Raw genomic sequence first — 15,829 nt, 5'->3', positions numbered from 1 at the left:
TAATGGAATGTATTTTTTAAAAATACCAGAATATGCTATTGGTAGTTATTTTGAAGAGTTACTCGAAGGTCGGCATAATAATGAAAAGAACGAATATCTTATAACTAGATTATTATCCATAAAAACTACATTGGTAGATGCAGAAGCAGTTTATCAAAGTTTAGCCTTAGAGAAATTGCTTTATACTATTACTGAACAAGAAACAATTAGCATACCTCCTGATGTTCAATTAAGTGGGACAGTTCCTAGAATTATTACTACTGAAGAGATGGAAAAAGTTTATACAAGTTTTTTTGTCGATAAGCCAGGCTCACAAAAAATTGGACGTAAGGTTTATGGCTCAATATTATCAAATACTTATTATAATTTATGCCCTTACTGCTCGCATAGGGAAGTTAAGACAGTAGATCATTATCTTCCAAAAACTAAATTTCTATCTTATGCTATTACGCCAATAAACCTGTTGCCTTGCTGTTCGGACTGTAATAAAGATAAATTAGATGTTTATATCCTTGAAGACGATAAAATGTTAATTCATCCTTATTTTGATGATATTGGTGTTATAACATGGTTAAAATGTAAAGTTGTTGATAACTTATGGCCGATAACATTTTCATATGAAGTTTCAGATATAACTGATCCAGTGCTTAAATCACGTATCGAATATCAATTTAAACTGCTTAAATTAGGTAAATTATATGCAGATAATGCTACGAGGGAATTTAATAAAAGAGCAAAGTCGCTGGTAAGAGTGTATAATTCAAACCCTTCAAGTAAAGCACTAGATTTTATAAACGATAATTTTGAATCGTACCATTCTGAAAATCCAAACTCATGGCAAACAAAAATGTTTGAAGCTTTAAAAAGCTCTACATGGTTTATTGAAAATGCTCTTCCAAGTGTTCAAAGTTATTATCAGAAGTGATATATCTCAGTTATCATTGCGCTTAACAAGGCTGCAGACTAAGACTTTCTATGTCTAGTCTGCAGCTGTTTAATTTTTTGTGGCATATATGATGCATTTAATTGTGTGTGTAGTGTCCGGCGACACAACAATCAAATAGCCGTGATTGCGAATGGGGTCGCATCTTTAAGGAAAGCAGGCAGGTCATGAAACTCAAGGGGACACTGACAGAACAGGCATATCGAGAGCAATTAATAGCCTCAAAATCTCATCTGTTCAATGATTTATCCATGCATAGGTTTTTAAACATTATTAGAGAGACATTTCCCGCGATGAAGACAGCGCACGTTTTATCTTGGACACCCGAACAGGGTGAGGATATCATTAGCTTTCTTGTGGATACTTACTCAGTTATTAAGATTGAACTGGACCGTTATGATAATACAATTGCTCCGATAGTCGATGTGTATCTAATTGAGAATTGGATGAAGGGACTTAGTAAAACGTTTCAGATCAAAATCGCAGTAGCCTTCGATTTAGCTAAAAACGATTTAATACAAGGCAATTAAGGTGGAAATTGCAGCAACAAACTATTCAACTAACGGAAACTATAGTTCAGGAGCTGCATTGAAGCAGCTCCTTTTTGATTTCATTGTATTAACGGACAGAAGAGCGAAACATCATTAAGTGAAACAGGGGTATTTGAACGGATTATAGAATACTTTAAAGAATTCAACAGTATTGTTATGATGAGTATGAATGTCATTGATATTTATACCTCTAAGGGCGCTCGTGGATTATGATAAAATCAAAGAGCTAATAAAAAATAGATTTCTAGGTTGGGATATATATTATGAAAAATCAGGAGTTACTTATTGGATAAGTTTGAATGATGGTAAGTTAAATTATTTTGAAATACAAGTAGTACCTGGCATAGGAGTAGGCTTAACAAACAGAAAGAATATTCTTCCTCTCGATATTTCTATTAATAGTCACGATGTAGCTTTTGACACAATTGAAGAAGCAGTAAATTATCTTGATATGATTATTCACAACTAAATTGTTGCTCAACCAACGGTGAAAAGTTAAAACGGCTTTAGCAGAATTGGTTTTCTGGGGGAGTTTGAATGCGTAAAGAAGGTATGGTTTCTTTGTGGGTAGGAAAAATGCCAGATCAAAAAAGGTTAAAAGATTATGTAGATATACCGTATCCTGATGAGAGCAATGGGTGCGATGAAATCATGCCTTCCAAATTCGGCGAGGATTTTGAGATTAACTACTACGATGAAGATTTTATTGAATGTACATTTTTTGATAGTGAAATTTTGGCTCTTCAGAACTTACTTAGCCAAAACTCATACGCAGAAGTAATCTCTTCAAGATTAATTGTAACTAATGGAGAGGAAGTTAAGTCTGGAGTAAATGTAGCAATTCTTCTTTACAATTATGAGTATAGTGGTAGTGTGTCCGAGATTAATAATATGGAATATACTCTTAAATACTTAGGATCTACTAGTTACAATGAATAACTTCTTGAGCTACTTCATTACGCTAACGGATAACGATAGCTTCATAACAAGATCTAGCAGGCTGCCGGTGATAAATTCGGTGGCCTATTCCGCTAACGGGCAGTCTTGTGATAAATATAAGCAGGTACTAGATGAAAATAGTACTAATTAATTAACCCCAAATACTTTATACTTCTGTTGTAGGAAAGAGTTAATACAGGGGAAATTTATTGGGGAGTGAAAATATTGAATAATAATTTTAATCCGAATATTACTAAGTTATTCTACATTCAGTGTGCAACATTTCTTTTTCTAAATGTGTTAATTGGAATGTTTTCAGTAACAGTTTTCATCTTAGGGCTTCCCTTAATATGGGAGTTAGAGTGGTTTCTATGTTTTCTTTTATGGGCTGGATATATAATTTGTTGTCTTTGCTTAAATATTTTTATTTTCAGAGGGATGAGTACTGGTTTTCGGTGGGGGATGTTTATATTAGGGATATGTATTATAACAATTAGCGGAATCTTATTTGGTGGAATAGTAGCTGAACAATTTTAATTTTAAATCAACATTAATTAACATGCTAACTGCTACGCTAACGCAGAACGATAGTGAAGGAGCTTTGAACAGCTTGAAAAGATTAAGTCCACTTTAGATTAGTTTATTTTTTATATGTGATATATTAAAAAAAGGTCGGTATTATAGGCAGAATCGTAATTCCGAATTACGGTTTCTCCGATGGAAAAGGACGCTATTGCAGCCTTTTTTTTCTGTATTTTATACATATGTACGAAAATAGCTTGAATTAACGAGTTCAATAAAATAGAAGTTTGCTTAAAAAGCCACTCCAATTTAGAAGTGGCTTTTGCTGTAGATATATAAACCTTAAGTTTGAATAACTTTATGCTTACGTTACAGACTTGGCACAAAATTGCTGTAATGCTATAACCAAACATGCCGGGTGCAGCGATGGTGCGAGCAACTGCCTGGTGGTAGTCTACGGCCAATTGGGCACGAAGGATGGGAAGGCGGCATAACGGTAAGTTTCAGTTGAATCGAAGCATTGAAGGATAAAATAAAGGGAAGATTACTTCTTCTCCTCATCATCCTTCATATATTCTTCGACAGTATTGTTTAACCCGATAGGTCCTTCAACACCTAGTCGATCATGAATAAAGTCGGCTGTTTCTGCCATACCTTCATAAAAATCGTTTTCATCGTCATTTTTCCCTTTATCAGCCAATCTTGAACACCTCCATAATTTATCGAAGATAGTTTACACAGAATTAGGAATTTTATCCAAACGGTTTATCCAAAGGTGGCTAATAGTTAGTGTCGTTATAGGATTTGTTGGCTTCAAAAATCAAAAACAATAAAATTGGAGAAGATATCCGTTCAACTAACGGGCAGTTATGTTTATAAATCTCCACTTATCCAAATCGCTAAAAAAGGGAAATTATAACTGTTAAGCGAATTCAAAATATATATAAACCATTTAATAACAAAAGTGAGGTGTTAGTGTGAGGATTAGAACGGCAGCAAGGGCAGTGTTAATTAAAGATGAGCAATTGCTTGTATTAAGGAGAACTGGTGTCCAAGGAGAGTTTTATGTTCTCCCAGGAGGGGGGCAAGAACATGGTGAAAGCATCCACGAAACTCTAATAAGAGAAGTATTCGAGGAGGTAAGTTTAAAGGTTGAAATTGAAGAATTGCTCTTTATTAATGAGTTTATCGCAAAGAGAGATTCATCGTTCCCTGAATTAGAACCTGATGTTCATCAAATTGATTTTACGTTTTTGTGTACTATTACATCCCACAACGAAGCTAAGGTCGGGGAAACTCCTGACTTGCATCAGATTGGCATTGCTTGGATTCCGTTGAACGAGATAACCGACTACAGTTTGCATCCTGATAATGATGTTAATTTTATTATGGGAGCACCAACGAGGAGTGTATTATCACAGTGGATTTCTAATCACAAAAAAGTAATAACACCAATATTTATTGCAGGTTGAACTAAACTAACGGAAACTATAGTTGAGGGGGTTGCTTCGCGGCAGCTCCTCTTTTGTTGTTAAACGAAAGGGCAGATTAGCGCAACATCTTCATACCTTATCTCGTATGGAGTATTATTGATAATTTCAAAAACCATGCATCCTGCGGCGTTTGTGAGGAGGTTCAATGTACACATACATTCTAATGTTTGTATTCAACATGTTTTCAGTCTATTTATTCTTATTCAGGAGTAAATTGTTTTATTGGTTAATGGAAGGTTATGTGCCGTGGATATGGATTATTTTATCGTTCTTACTCGTGTTATTCATACCTTTAGTTGGTAACATTACATTCGCAATTAAGTCTAAAAAAAACTGGTGGAAGGTGCTTCTATTTGCCTTTCTAAGTATCCTGATACTTATTGTAGACCCTTTCATCATGCCGAAATACATAATATGGGTGACGGATTACACTATGCATTTGTCCTTTTCAATTCTTGAATTTTTTAAAACCCAATTATTGAATTAACGTGTTGAAAAGTCAGCACTACAACTGGTTCGGCTATCAAATTTGTTGAGCAAACGGAAACTTTAGTGTTGGAGCTGCTTCCAGGCGGCTCCTTATTGTTTCATTGAAGTAACGGGCAGGTTAGTTATAACCATAAAGTACCGTTTGCTCCATTCCGAAGCATAGTACAATAGGTGTTATGGTACTCAATTAAGGAGTGGTGATGCTAAGAATGGATGAAATATCAACTTTATTAAAATCAGAATTTGGAATAGTTTCGAGTTCAATCTTTCCTGTTCCCGGAGGTTTTTCCGCAAAAGCGGCTTATCGCGTCGCAGGCGAGGACGATACCGAATACTTCCTAAAGGTGTATGACAAATTCTTGCCGACAACGCGCCCGCTTGTCGAACGTATCGACATATATATGCCGGTACTGGACTGGCTGTCGGCATCATCGTCCCTATGCGGACGCGTACTAGCGCCGGTTCCGGCACTGGACGGGGCATATAAAGCAGAGACGGACAGTGATGTATATGTGCTCTTTATATATGTCCACGGAGAGACGCCGGGTGTAAAGGGCATGACACGAGATCAGACGATAGAACTGGCCGAGATACTGGCTCTTTTACATGATGCCAGCGGAGGTGTTCCTCCTGAGATACACGAGCTTGCCGAGGACATCTCTCTACTTTTCTGCGAAAAACTTACACGATATTTAAGTAAGTCAAACACAGAAAATGATGCACTTTTTGAACTTGTTTCCCCGTACAATGGGTTGCTCCACACGGCGATGCGCGATGCCTTTCGCCTACGGGACACGGTTCGGCTCGGATATTCTCCGCTTGTACTATGTCATGGGGACGCGCACGGTAACAACGTGATACAGGGCGAGCGCCTAGTACTTGCAGATTGGGAAGATCTGCGCCTAGCACCCGTGGAAGCTGACCTTTTCATCTATGCATGGCATCCTCATGGCAGCGTTCTACTAGAAGCGTACGCTGCAGCCAGGCGTAGTTATCGTATCAACCATGAACTTCTTTATTTTTACGTATTACGCCGACGGATTGAGGATGTCTGGTTCAATATACAACGCCTGACTGAGGAAACCTCGGACGAAGCCGAGACGGCAAAGCTGCTTGACTATACAAGGCGGGGGATTGAGGAGATACAAGTGCTATATCATGATAAACGACGATAAACTGTAAGTTTACTAAGGAAGGCTTTGAACTAACGGAAACTATAGTTCAATAGACAAAGGCAGCCGGCACACGATCGGCTGCCTTTGTCTATTGAAGTAACGGGCAGTATTATTGAAAAAGCATAGGAAACTTATTCCATTATGGCACGTCTAATAAGTGCAGTATAATAACTTAAAATTTTTATAATCGGTTGTTACTCAAAAAAAGGAAGTGGCTAAAATGAAAAATAAAATCTTGATATCGGCATGTGTTGGTTTAGCTATTATTATTGGGGGATCACTTAGTTATAATGCTTATGCAGATATTCTGCCAAATGCAGTAAAACTATCCCAACTTAAAAATGATTTCGAAAAAGAAAAGGCAATCTTTGAGTCAATACCAGAGAGTAAAACAGATGAAGATCATGCTAACGTAGAGAAGCAAGGTCGTAAGGTGAAAGAACTTGGCTTGGAAGCTGGATTGTTAGAAGCTGATTTAAACCCCTCTGATCCCAAAAAAGAGTTAGAGGATAACATTCGGGGATTAAAGGGAATTTTGGCTGAAAACGAATATTTTAAAACAAGAGTCGATGATCCTGAATATGGTGAGATGTATAAAAAAGGAATTAAAATTGTTGAACAGAAGAAAAAAGACCTTGCTGAAATAGAAAAAGAATTCAAAGATAATAAAACACCTATTGAAGAGCTTGTAAAAAGGTTTGAAAAGGTTAGAGATACAAAAGTGCTAGAATAAGGCAATGAGCATTAAGCTAACGAGGAACTATAGCGCGGCGATGGAACCGATCCATCGTTTGTTTTAGTTAATTATCATGACCTATGCATTTCGAGTTAATCTATGGTAGTTTTCCCTGTGATAAAATCAAGGAAGATAACGAAGCGATTCGTAGTCTTTACATAGGAGGTTTTTCGTGGATAACCGATACGACGAACTCTATAAAAAGGCGCAAGCCTGCGGCCAGGAGCATATACTCAGGTATTACCCGTCGCTTTCCGAAGCTTCGAAGAACAAGCTGCTGGACCAGATGGAACAGCTGGATTTTGCCGCGCTCCGCGAGCTTTTTCATCATACGAAGCAGCCATCGGTAAGCACCGACAGTATTTCGCCTATGGAAGCTTACGATTCGGAGGATTATAGCGAGGAGGAGCGGAAGCAATTGACCGAGACCGGCTGGGACCGGCTTCGTCAAGGCAAGGTCGCGGCGCTTGTCGTCGCCGGAGGGCAGGGAAGCCGCCTGGGGCATGATGGACCGAAGGGGACCTATAACATCGGGCTGCCGTCAGGAAAGTCGCTGTTCCAGCTGCAAGCTGAGCGCTTGCTCAGCTTGTCTCGGATAGCCGGCGGGTCCATCCCCTGGTACATTATGACCAGCCCGGAGAATCATCAGGAAACGGTGCGATATTTCCATGCATCGGAGTATTTCGGCTATGCCCCGGACGACATTTTCTTCTTCCGGCAAAATGTCCTGCCGGCATTGGATTCCGTAGGACGCGTCCTACTCTCCGCCCAGGACGAAATGGGCCTAACCCCCAGCGGGAACGGCGACGTCTTTTCTTCCATGAAGCGGTCCGGCGCCTTGGACGACCTGAAACGTCGGGGAGTGGAGTGGCTGTTCTATTACAATGTCGATAATGCCTTGATTCGAGTCGCCGATCCGCTGTTTGTAGGGGCTGCTGTGCATCATAACCATCCGATTGCCACCAAAGTCGCGGAGAAAGTTTACCCTGAGGAAAAAGTCGGCATTCTTTGCCTGAAGGACGGCCGACCCGCCGTCGTAGAATACATGGACGTGCCTAAAGAGCTAATGTACGAAACCGATAGCTCGGGCCACTTGACCTACGGTCTGGGCAACCTTTCGATCCATCTGTTTCGCACCGATTTTATCGAACGGCATGCGGAAACGAATATTCCTTATCACACCGCCCACAAAGCGGTCAAATACATAGACGATCAGGGCCGTCCGGTTCAGCCAGCGTCGCCCAACGCATTTAAATTTGAAAAATTCATCTTTGATTTCTTCCCGCTCGCCGAAAGCATGACGGTATTGAAAATACGAAGAGAGGAAGAGTTTGCCCCTGTCAAAAACAATGAAGGTGAGGACAGCCCGGCGACAGCACGCCGACTTATGCAGGATTTGTATAAGCGGTGGCTCCTGGAAGCAGGCGCTGACCCCTCCGTACTGGAAGGCCAGGACATCGAAATTTCCCCGTTGGTTTCTTATGCGGGGGAGGGACTGACCCCGGAAGTTTTGAAAGATCTTCTTGACGCAAAGTTTAACTGATGGTTAGCATTTGATTGCAAAATGGATGACTGTATCGGTTGTCGGCTTATAAGATTTATTCCTGAAGTACGGAGAACGATCGTTGAATGACAGAAAAAAGCAGGCCAAGACTGTATTGTTCCAGTTTTGGACTGCTTTTTGTGATTCTCCCACAAGGATACATTGAATACATGTAAACAATGTCAAAGGCTTTATATTTCAAGGGATTTTCACACGCTCGTTTAGATAATGCAGCTTCGCCGGTAATGAAATTTCGTTTCGGTGCGCTCCGCTCAACTATCGGGCAGGATACTAGGAATAAAGGGGAATTATTAAAGACGTTGAATATCTATAAACACAGATTGAAGTGAACCCTTTTTCATTAAACTTGAGGAGAGAAAAAATGATAAATAAATTCGTTTCAATGCTTATGGGACTTTTATTTTATCGGTCTTCTTTACTAAAGTTTTCACCTCATGAAGTCGTGGAATACGACAAAATCTACTCGGATGCCATTAGTGAAAATTCTGAAATTATATATTCAAGCAATTATCCAAAATATCGTTTTATCCAATACATTTCCTCTTCCAAGCCAGTAATAATGCACGGATCAAACAATGAGGGAATTCTAGAATTCGAAACCAGAAGACAGACGCTTTATAATGGTCAATACGTTGAGGCGGTGTTTGCAACGAAAGATGGGACTTGGTCTTTATTTTATGCTGTATTTGATCGGCACAAGTTAGTTGATAATTTTAGAAACGCTTGTTTCAAAATACGCAAAAACAAAAATAGATATTATTTCTTCTCATTGACTCAGAACACAATGAATAAAAACCCTTGGACGAACGGTATTGTATATTTTCTACCCCAAGAATCTTTTGAAAATACAAATAGTTCAATTGTTTCGTTTGATGAATGGATTAGCAGAACACCAGTTACACCAATTACAAGAATTACAGTGGAACCTCATGATTTTTACTTTATAGATAAAGTTTCATGTCATAAGGCAAATGAATCACTTTTTACATCATGGTTTCTTTACAAGCTTAGATTAAAGGTAAATGCAAAAAAAACATTAAACTAACGGCGAACGATAGTTCATTACAAGGAGGGCTGCCGCATGGTGGCCCTTTACTCACCTAAAGGGCAGGTTAGTGTAATAAACTGTGTGGAAAGATGATGAATAAAAATCGTGCAAAGGTGGTCTTTTATGGAGTACCAAATTAAGAAGCAACAAGTAATGAAATTGTTGCTTCAGGCATGTCCGTCTTATCAGGAGCGATGGAAAGTGTATTTTGAAGATAATTATGGTGATGATGATGAACCACTTTTATATGTTGATTTAGGGGATTTTGCCCATCACCTAATTGACTTATATAAAACCAATAAGCTGGAGGAATTCCCTGAAATATTTCAGGTTATAGAGCAATTGCATGTCAATGGGGATGAGTATGTTAAGGAAGCAGCGACTATTGGATTGCTAGAAGCAATACAAAATGTCTCCTCAAATAGTAACCTCAATCCGAAATTGTTTATCACATACTTGAATCCAGAGTCCCTTAAATGGTGGAATCATCTGAATGATTTTTGGGAAGGCAAAACAAATTTTGTAGGTGATAAAGAAAAATAGTTTTATTTAACCAAACCTTCATCGCTGAACTAACGAGAAAAGTTAGTTGAATAAAAATAGCTGGTTCACCACCATTGAGGTGGTTTTTATTTTAGTTAAAAATCAACAACACATGATCCATTAACTGCCATTACATTTATTTTGAATTTAACACATAATTAAAAATATCTAATTTTAGTTTTCAGAATAAAAAGGTGGCAACATACGTGCAAAAACAGAAAAACCTAGCAGGAATCAGAGGCTGGCTTCTATTCTATGTTAGTTACTCAATTGTTGGAGTTTCGATCAATCCATATTACATATTCACGATGATAGATGAGGTACTAGAATGGGACCTTGAAAGTGTGTATGCTATTGGTTCTTATATTTTACTAGAAGTTCTTTTTATCATTTCTCTTTTTAATTTATTAAAGAAGAACAAGAATGGACCATTGATTACAATCATAACTGAATTAATAGCGATATTATTTGAAATAATTGATTTCTTTCTTTCAGATAGAACACTATATGATGTTCTTGATTCAGCTCTTATAATTATTGCGGGAATGATATGGATTTTATATTTTAGATATTCGAAACGTGTAAATACAACTTTTTGAATTTATCTCAAGAAGGCATTTGGCATCAGATACCGTCGTTCAACTAACGGAGAACCTAGCAGGCTGCCAGTGATAAATTCGGTATCCTATTCCGCTAACTGGCAAATTAACACAATAAATATTACTCATGCAAATACCAGTTTATGGTATGAATTGCATTAATAAACACAGTTATAACAAAATACTTAAGAAAAGGTGAGATCAAATGACTTTTGGTTATTTCTTACTTTCAGTATTTGTTTCAATTATTCTCTTCTTTATAATTGGCTTTACAATTAAGCCAAGTACCAATGATGGAGGAATGGTTTTAATAATTGGAATTGTTCTTTCACTACAGCTTTCATTAATAACAGCAATTTTACTAAGTAAAAAAACGGAAAATAATAACTAAATACGAAGCTTCGTTCAATAAAGCCCCGAAGAAAAAGGGGGCTACCTTTTTGTCCACTAACGAGGTACGAGAGCTCAATAAACAACAAGTGAAGGTAGCCGACGAAAATTGATCGGCTGTCTTTTCAGCTAACTGGCAGGTTAATTGGACCTGAAAGTTAAAACGGTCGAGATACATGTCTTACGGCAACGGCAATTAAATAATTAAGAAAGAGCCCATAATTATTGGGCTCTTTCTAGTTTGGAACTCATCATGAATGCTCTGGGTGATAACCCATGTTTTTTCAGCTAAACGAGGAAAACTAGCTGAAATCATATTGTTTTAACACGCAATTACTCAGCAATTACTTCTCGAAGGATTGGATCAATCATGATTGTTCTATTTTTACCTTCTTTTTGCATAGTAACGCTCCAGTAGGGGGTTAAATTAAACCATACAATCTCGGTACTTTTAGCAACATACTGATAATCATAGCTTTTGACAGCCAGCGCCATGGCATCTTTTCTTACACAGTAGTACAGAAATGAAATCGCAAATAATATACAAATTGTAACTGTCAAACCTTTAAATAATCTCACGTATGTTCATCAATCCTTTATAGTTTTCCGAAATAAGCAATCAATTTAGATCTTTCTAAACTTGCCAACAAGTTTTGCCGCCTCAGCCCGGGTAAGTGTCCCAAAGGGATGAAAAAGACCGTCCTCATAGCCGTCGATCCAACCTGCTTTACTTAGTTTTACAATTCCATTATAAGCCCAACTGGGAAGTAGGTAGTTAACATCCATAAATCCTTTTTCTTGAGCGTGGTCTACTTGGGAGACTTTGCCCGTTCTAGTCATCATTGCAGCAGCTTCTGCGCGGCTAATTTGACGGTTAGGGTTGAAACACAATCCTTGTCCGCATTGCTCTCCTTCTGTCACTCCCGCCTTTGCTAGTGCCTCTACGTACGGGTTAGACCACGAGTACGTGGGCACATCCGAAAAACGGCTTGCGATTGAATTAGAATCTACCGGGAGTTTGATACTTGTGGCAAGCATTTTAGCAAACTCGGCGCGCGTCACGGATTTGCTAGGCTCAAACACCCCCGGGTTGCGTCCATCAAGGATGCCAAGCAAGTTCATGATTTCCACTGGTTTATGAGCCCAATGTGCTTTAGTAACATCGGAGAATGCATCCACATTGTCCACAATAAACCTGCGCGTAATCATCGTTCCAGTGCCGCTCTTCTTTTCCGTAATAAAATTCAAGGTGTGGAATCCTTCTGTCAACCCCTTAGGGTTAATCGTTAACGGCATATTACCGTGATCTCCTACTTCGGAAAGGTCTACCGATTCTCCGTCTAATTGAGCCGTAATCGTATACGTATCTGAGCCTATTTCAAAAGAAGCGGGCTCACTCCATATCGTATATGGCTCGAAGTAACCAAGCCTAAACTTAGGAACCGCTGTATCTTCCACTTTCAAGTTGGCGCCTGTTAAAGAAACCTCAAATCGTGGTTCCGAATCGATAAAATTATCACCGAAATTGCTGAAATAAAACTCATAATTTCCGTTGTGGGGCAGGGTAACCTGAACTTGTGAGTATCCCTCTAGCTGTGCTTCCCCAACAATCTCTCCGCTAGTTGGATCTATCACGGATACGTGGGCAACGTTATCATCCGTTACCAGCTCCTGCTTCAAAATAAGAATTCCTTTATCTGCGCTAAAAGGCACTTTGTGCTGCTGCCGCTGTCCGGCTTGAACCATATCCATATCAATACGAACTGTTTGAACAGCAGGTAATTCTCCCTGCGCATTCGCATTGATATTAATGAAAAGTGCGCTTCCAAACCAAAGGAGCACAGAACTGACCAATTTTAATATAACACTATATTTAACTCTCATTCTTGTGTACATTTTCGTTCCTTTCTAAGCTGTCCTATATTTGAATCTTAAGTTCCTATACCATATTAAATGCTTCTCAATAAATAGACCATGGAGGTTTGTTGGAAAATGATAAACCGAAGGTGATCTTGCCGTATTTTGAGAAAATTGGGGCAGTTATTCCGTTGATGGATTAAACACTAAATACTTACATTAAATGAAGTAGCTTAACTCCTCCGCTAACGGGCAGTTATGCGCAACTTTTAATGTATTTACAGCGTCTGTATTTATGGGGTTATTTGGTATATCTGCAAGTAGATCCTTCTTGGGCTCATCAGGCTTTGAATATTTTTTAGGAGGGTTCTTCAATGAAATATGGAACATTTATGGTGACCATCTCATCGATTGTCCATATAATACTTGGAATGATATTAATCATCCGTTCCTACTACAGCTCTTACATTACAATTTCGCTTTTTTTCTTTTTTATCTTATTGCCTGCGATCCTTACACTTGGCACTGCATTATACAAAATGCGAATATTGCTGTTTGTATCATTATTCTTTTCAATTCCAGGCGCATGGTATTTGTTAAATGCTGAAGGACCATTTAAGATTTCATGGGTGACATTTCCAATACTATTCTTCGGAGTAATCCTTGCACTCACTAATTCAAAACCACGAACAGAATGAAAACCACGGGTTTATTGGCTGTGATTCATTCTGTTTCGTCATGGGATTAAGCTAACGGGAGACGTTTGCTCAATAAAACATCTTTAAAGGCTTCCAGCATGATTGGCAGCCTTTATTCACCTAACGGGCAGGAATCTGATTATATTGAAGAAAAAATAAATGAAAAGCACGGTAAGGCAATGTAAGGGGGAATCATGAAAAAAATAATTTTTATTGTAGTCCTTATTTTTATCGTTCCAGGAATTATATTAGCACCATGGGTAACTGTAAGCTTTGCTGAACACAGAGCTATAAACACGTTTGAGGGACAATGGAAAAACGTATCGGATGGATGTGGTTTCAACTGCAAAGATTGTGGTGTTAAAACCTCAGAAAAAGTTCTGTTCGGTCGGAAAGTGGTTATAGAGTATGCATGTGGTTTGTTACCTTCTGATTCTCCTGAATTTCATCAGAAGAAAGAACTGTTTGTATCATTTTTTGGAACTGTTCATTAAACTAAAGGAAAACGTTAGTTCAAAATTATTCAAATGTAATGGGGCTGGTTATTTGATCAATTCGGCAGAGGAGTTTGTTCGATTAAGACTGAGTGACAATCAAGATGAATATCTACGTGCAGCCTGGGATGAGGCCCCCATCGAGATTTGGTTAGAAATAATTGATAATTATCCAGATATGAGGTTTTGGGTTGCGCAGAACAAAATGGTACCTGCTGAAGTATTAGAGATTCTTGCTGCGGATCCATCAGATCGCGTAAGGTTTATGGTCGCTTCAAAGAATAAGCTTCCTGAACGACTTCAACTCAAAATGGCATTGGATAATGATTCATCTGTCAGGATGAGGATAGCAATGAACAAAAAAGTAACTCGTTCTGTATTAATAATTCTTAAAGAAGATAGAGATGAAGAAATTCGTCAAAAGGCTATAGAGAGATTAGCCATTTTAAAATAAACAAATAATCATAGAGCTAGCGCAGTTCAATAATTGTAACAAGAATGAAATGTAATTTTCATATGGCTTTTATGAATCAAGCCTATAATAAAACTGACCCCCTTTAAAATATAAATTAATTATGATTTCGTTTCATCATGTGAGGATCGTGTAGACTATTTCTTGGATGCTCGTACGAGCGACGCTTAATAAGAGTAGGCTGCCAATAGCCGTCTTACAAGCGAAAGTCTATTCGTCCTCGGTCTTCTAATGTCGAATCCCTTCGGTGAGCAGATGGGGGGCCTAACCTCTCTCCTAAGTGACTTCCTCGCCACTAATTTGGCTGCTTACAAAGTCAAGCGATTGGAGCTCCTCTATGCAGCTGGAAACAATCTTGTACCTCGTTGACCTAACGGATAACTTTAGTTAAAAAAAGGAGCATATCACTGCAACTGATCCTTTACTTTTATTAAGGAAGGATTGTGGAATCATTTCACGAATACCTCAAATATGGAAAAAATTGAGTAGTCCATAAATAAGGCGTTATATGAAAAGTGCCTAAAGGGATTGAATTAAAGAATAAAAGTCATAAATCATTGTGAAGGAGATATCATAGTTGAGCAGATTTATTAAGATTTCTCTACGCATTGTTCTCGTGTTGTATTGTCTAGTTTTAGTAAAGTTCCTTATTTTAGATCGAATTTTTTATTTAAGTTTTTCTCATAGAATGTATAATTTCTATCCTTTTAAATCAGTAAGCGAATATTTTTTGAGATTCGAGCATTACAATCGCGATATTCTTATTAAGAACTTAGCTGGAAATTTATTAATGCTTTCACCTTTAGGTGTAATATTGCCTGTAATGTTCGAAAAATTTAGAAAAGCTTACAAGTTTATTACATTTATTTTGATTTTTAATTTGTCGATTGAAATTTTTCAAATTGTTACTACCTTAGGTAGTTTTGACATTGACGATATTATCTTAAATTCGACAGGAGCATTGATTACATACGGCTTTATTCGATTAATATTACGTAACCAAATGATAATTAGATTTCTCGAACAAAAACCCGAAAATATTAAGCATATCGAAGAAAAGACACGCATCATATAACACCGTATTCACACGTTTGGCCCAAGGTCTGCCAGAATGATTTCGAAGAAGCGACACCGGCTAACGGCATCGCATGATTTAGCTAACGGAAACGATAGTTGAATGAAAACCCAAGACGAGGCTGCCGATTTGATCGGTGGCCTTTATTACGTTAACGGGCAGAATGGCGGAATCAAAAAAGGATATTTCAAAGGAAATACGAAATTTCTTATTTCATAATATTTTAAGAGAGGGACAAAAA

19 protein-coding genes are annotated in these 15,829 nt (G+C 38.1%); 16 read left to right on the top strand and 3 right to left on the bottom strand.

Annotation, left to right across the window (positions count from 1 at the left end; all coding sequences use genetic code 11):
- The first annotated feature begins 7 nt into the window (after positions 1 to 7).
- The 4 genes from QFZ81_RS14970 (at position 8) to QFZ81_RS14955 (ending at position 2,433) form a co-directional block, all read left to right on the top strand.
- Positions 8 to 925 carry an HNH endonuclease signature motif containing protein gene (locus QFZ81_RS14970; protein ID WP_307603296.1) on the top strand — a complete coding sequence of 306 codons (918 nt, stop codon included), beginning with the start codon at positions 8 to 10 and terminating at the stop codon, positions 923 to 925.
- Between the two features lie 185 nt (positions 926 to 1,110).
- Positions 1,111 to 1,473, top strand: a complete 363-nt coding sequence (locus QFZ81_RS14965; RefSeq protein ID WP_307603294.1) for a hypothetical protein — start codon at positions 1,111 to 1,113, stop codon at positions 1,471 to 1,473.
- Positions 1,474 to 1,696: 223 nt separating this feature from the next.
- A complete protein-coding gene (locus QFZ81_RS14960; protein ID WP_307603292.1) occupies positions 1,697 to 1,963 on the top strand; it encodes a hypothetical protein in 267 nt (88 codons plus the stop codon).
- Positions 1,964 to 2,031: 68 nt separating this feature from the next.
- Positions 2,032 to 2,433 (top strand): immunity 22 family protein, encoded by a 402-nt coding sequence (locus QFZ81_RS14955; RefSeq protein WP_307603290.1) that lies wholly within the window; start codon positions 2,032 to 2,034, stop codon positions 2,431 to 2,433.
- Positions 2,434 to 3,499: 1,066 nt separating this feature from the next.
- Here QFZ81_RS14955 and QFZ81_RS14950 read toward each other — a convergent pair.
- Positions 3,500 to 3,655 (bottom strand): hypothetical protein, encoded by a 156-nt coding sequence (locus QFZ81_RS14950; protein ID WP_307603288.1) that lies wholly within the window; start codon positions 3,653 to 3,655, stop codon positions 3,500 to 3,502.
- A gap of 277 nt (positions 3,656 to 3,932) precedes the next feature.
- Between QFZ81_RS14950 and QFZ81_RS14945 the strand changes: the two genes are divergently transcribed.
- The 8 genes from QFZ81_RS14945 to QFZ81_RS14910 all read left to right on the top strand — a co-directional run bounded on the left by QFZ81_RS14945 (position 3,933) and on the right by QFZ81_RS14910 (position 10,993).
- Positions 3,933 to 4,427, top strand: coding sequence for an NUDIX domain-containing protein (locus tag QFZ81_RS14945; protein WP_307603286.1), 495 nt, complete (start codon positions 3,933 to 3,935; stop codon positions 4,425 to 4,427).
- 710 nt (positions 4,428 to 5,137) lie between these two features.
- Positions 5,138 to 6,112 carry an aminoglycoside phosphotransferase family protein gene (locus tag QFZ81_RS14940; RefSeq protein WP_307603284.1) on the top strand — a complete coding sequence of 325 codons (975 nt, stop codon included), beginning with the start codon at positions 5,138 to 5,140 and terminating at the stop codon, positions 6,110 to 6,112.
- Between the two features lie 220 nt (positions 6,113 to 6,332).
- Entirely contained in the window at positions 6,333 to 6,845 is a 513-nt protein-coding gene (locus QFZ81_RS14935; RefSeq protein WP_307603282.1) for a hypothetical protein, read from the top strand.
- Positions 6,846 to 7,020: 175 nt separating this feature from the next.
- Positions 7,021 to 8,391, top strand: a complete 1,371-nt coding sequence (locus QFZ81_RS14930; RefSeq protein WP_307603280.1) for a UTP--glucose-1-phosphate uridylyltransferase — start codon at positions 7,021 to 7,023, stop codon at positions 8,389 to 8,391.
- A 382-nt stretch (positions 8,392 to 8,773) separates the two neighbouring features.
- Positions 8,774 to 9,457: a hypothetical protein gene (locus QFZ81_RS14925; protein WP_307603278.1), complete on the top strand. Its 684-nt coding sequence runs from the start codon at positions 8,774 to 8,776 to the stop codon at positions 9,455 to 9,457.
- Between the two features lie 126 nt (positions 9,458 to 9,583).
- Positions 9,584 to 10,003 (top strand): DUF7674 family protein, encoded by a 420-nt coding sequence (locus tag QFZ81_RS14920; RefSeq protein WP_307603276.1) that lies wholly within the window; start codon positions 9,584 to 9,586, stop codon positions 10,001 to 10,003.
- Between the two features lie 206 nt (positions 10,004 to 10,209).
- Positions 10,210 to 10,602 (top strand): DUF2569 family protein, encoded by a 393-nt coding sequence (locus QFZ81_RS14915; protein ID WP_307603274.1) that lies wholly within the window; start codon positions 10,210 to 10,212, stop codon positions 10,600 to 10,602.
- Between the two features lie 205 nt (positions 10,603 to 10,807).
- The gene (locus QFZ81_RS14910) at positions 10,808 to 10,993 is read left to right on the top strand and encodes a hypothetical protein (RefSeq protein ID WP_307603272.1); all 186 of its coding nucleotides are present in this window, start codon (positions 10,808 to 10,810) and stop codon (positions 10,991 to 10,993) included.
- A gap of 332 nt (positions 10,994 to 11,325) precedes the next feature.
- Here QFZ81_RS14910 and QFZ81_RS14905 read toward each other — a convergent pair whose 3' ends face one another.
- Both QFZ81_RS14905 and QFZ81_RS14900 read right to left on the bottom strand, forming a co-directional pair.
- Complete coding sequence (locus QFZ81_RS14905; protein WP_307603270.1) at positions 11,326 to 11,571, bottom strand: hypothetical protein; 246 nt, start codon at positions 11,569 to 11,571, stop codon at positions 11,326 to 11,328.
- Between the two features lie 45 nt (positions 11,572 to 11,616).
- The gene (locus tag QFZ81_RS14900; RefSeq protein ID WP_307603268.1) at positions 11,617 to 12,888 is read right to left on the bottom strand and encodes an S-layer homology domain-containing protein; all 1,272 of its coding nucleotides are present in this window, start codon (positions 12,886 to 12,888) and stop codon (positions 11,617 to 11,619) included.
- Positions 12,889 to 13,223: 335 nt separating this feature from the next.
- On the opposite strand from QFZ81_RS14900, the gene QFZ81_RS14895 reads away from it, so the two are divergent.
- From QFZ81_RS14895 to QFZ81_RS14880, 4 genes are all read left to right on the top strand, one after another.
- On the top strand, positions 13,224 to 13,547 hold the full coding sequence (locus QFZ81_RS14895; protein WP_307603266.1) for a hypothetical protein: 324 nt from the start codon (positions 13,224 to 13,226) through the stop codon (positions 13,545 to 13,547).
- Between the two features lie 194 nt (positions 13,548 to 13,741).
- The gene (locus QFZ81_RS14890) at positions 13,742 to 14,041 is read left to right on the top strand and encodes a hypothetical protein (protein WP_307603264.1); all 300 of its coding nucleotides are present in this window, start codon (positions 13,742 to 13,744) and stop codon (positions 14,039 to 14,041) included.
- A gap of 52 nt (positions 14,042 to 14,093) precedes the next feature.
- Entirely contained in the window at positions 14,094 to 14,495 is a 402-nt protein-coding gene (locus QFZ81_RS14885) for a hypothetical protein (RefSeq protein WP_307603261.1), read from the top strand.
- A gap of 595 nt (positions 14,496 to 15,090) precedes the next feature.
- Positions 15,091 to 15,588: a VanZ family protein gene (locus QFZ81_RS14880; RefSeq protein WP_307603259.1), complete on the top strand. Its 498-nt coding sequence runs from the start codon at positions 15,091 to 15,093 to the stop codon at positions 15,586 to 15,588.
- Positions 15,589 to 15,829 lie beyond the last annotated feature (241 nt).

It is taken from the genome of Paenibacillus sp. V4I9, assembly GCF_030817295.1.
Taxonomy (GTDB): domain Bacteria; phylum Bacillota; class Bacilli; order Paenibacillales; family NBRC-103111; genus Paenibacillus_E.
The sequence above is the reverse complement of the archived record's forward strand: the minus strand, read 5'-3'. Positions and strand labels throughout refer to the sequence as shown.

Coding starts and splice junctions, on each gene's coding strand:
- QFZ81_RS14955 (WP_307603290.1), top strand. CDS start 2,032: ATGCGTAAAGAAGGTATGGTTTCTTTGTGGGTAGGAAAAATGCCAGAT.
- QFZ81_RS14970 (WP_307603296.1), top strand. CDS start 8: ATGTATTTTTTAAAAATACCAGAATATGCTATTGGTAGTTATTTTGAA.
- QFZ81_RS14890 (WP_307603264.1), top strand. CDS start 13,742: ATGAAAAAAATAATTTTTATTGTAGTCCTTATTTTTATCGTTCCAGGA.
- QFZ81_RS14900 (WP_307603268.1), bottom strand. CDS start 12,888: ATGTACACAAGAATGAGAGTTAAATATAGTGTTATATTAAAATTGGTC.
- QFZ81_RS14925 (WP_307603278.1), top strand. CDS start 8,774: ATGATAAATAAATTCGTTTCAATGCTTATGGGACTTTTATTTTATCGG.
- QFZ81_RS14965 (WP_307603294.1), top strand. CDS start 1,111: ATGAAACTCAAGGGGACACTGACAGAACAGGCATATCGAGAGCAATTA.
- QFZ81_RS14940 (WP_307603284.1), top strand. CDS start 5,138: ATGCTAAGAATGGATGAAATATCAACTTTATTAAAATCAGAATTTGGA.
- QFZ81_RS14895 (WP_307603266.1), top strand. CDS start 13,224: ATGAAATATGGAACATTTATGGTGACCATCTCATCGATTGTCCATATA.
- QFZ81_RS14935 (WP_307603282.1), top strand. CDS start 6,333: ATGAAAAATAAAATCTTGATATCGGCATGTGTTGGTTTAGCTATTATT.
- QFZ81_RS14920 (WP_307603276.1), top strand. CDS start 9,584: ATGGAGTACCAAATTAAGAAGCAACAAGTAATGAAATTGTTGCTTCAG.
- QFZ81_RS14910 (WP_307603272.1), top strand. CDS start 10,808: ATGACTTTTGGTTATTTCTTACTTTCAGTATTTGTTTCAATTATTCTC.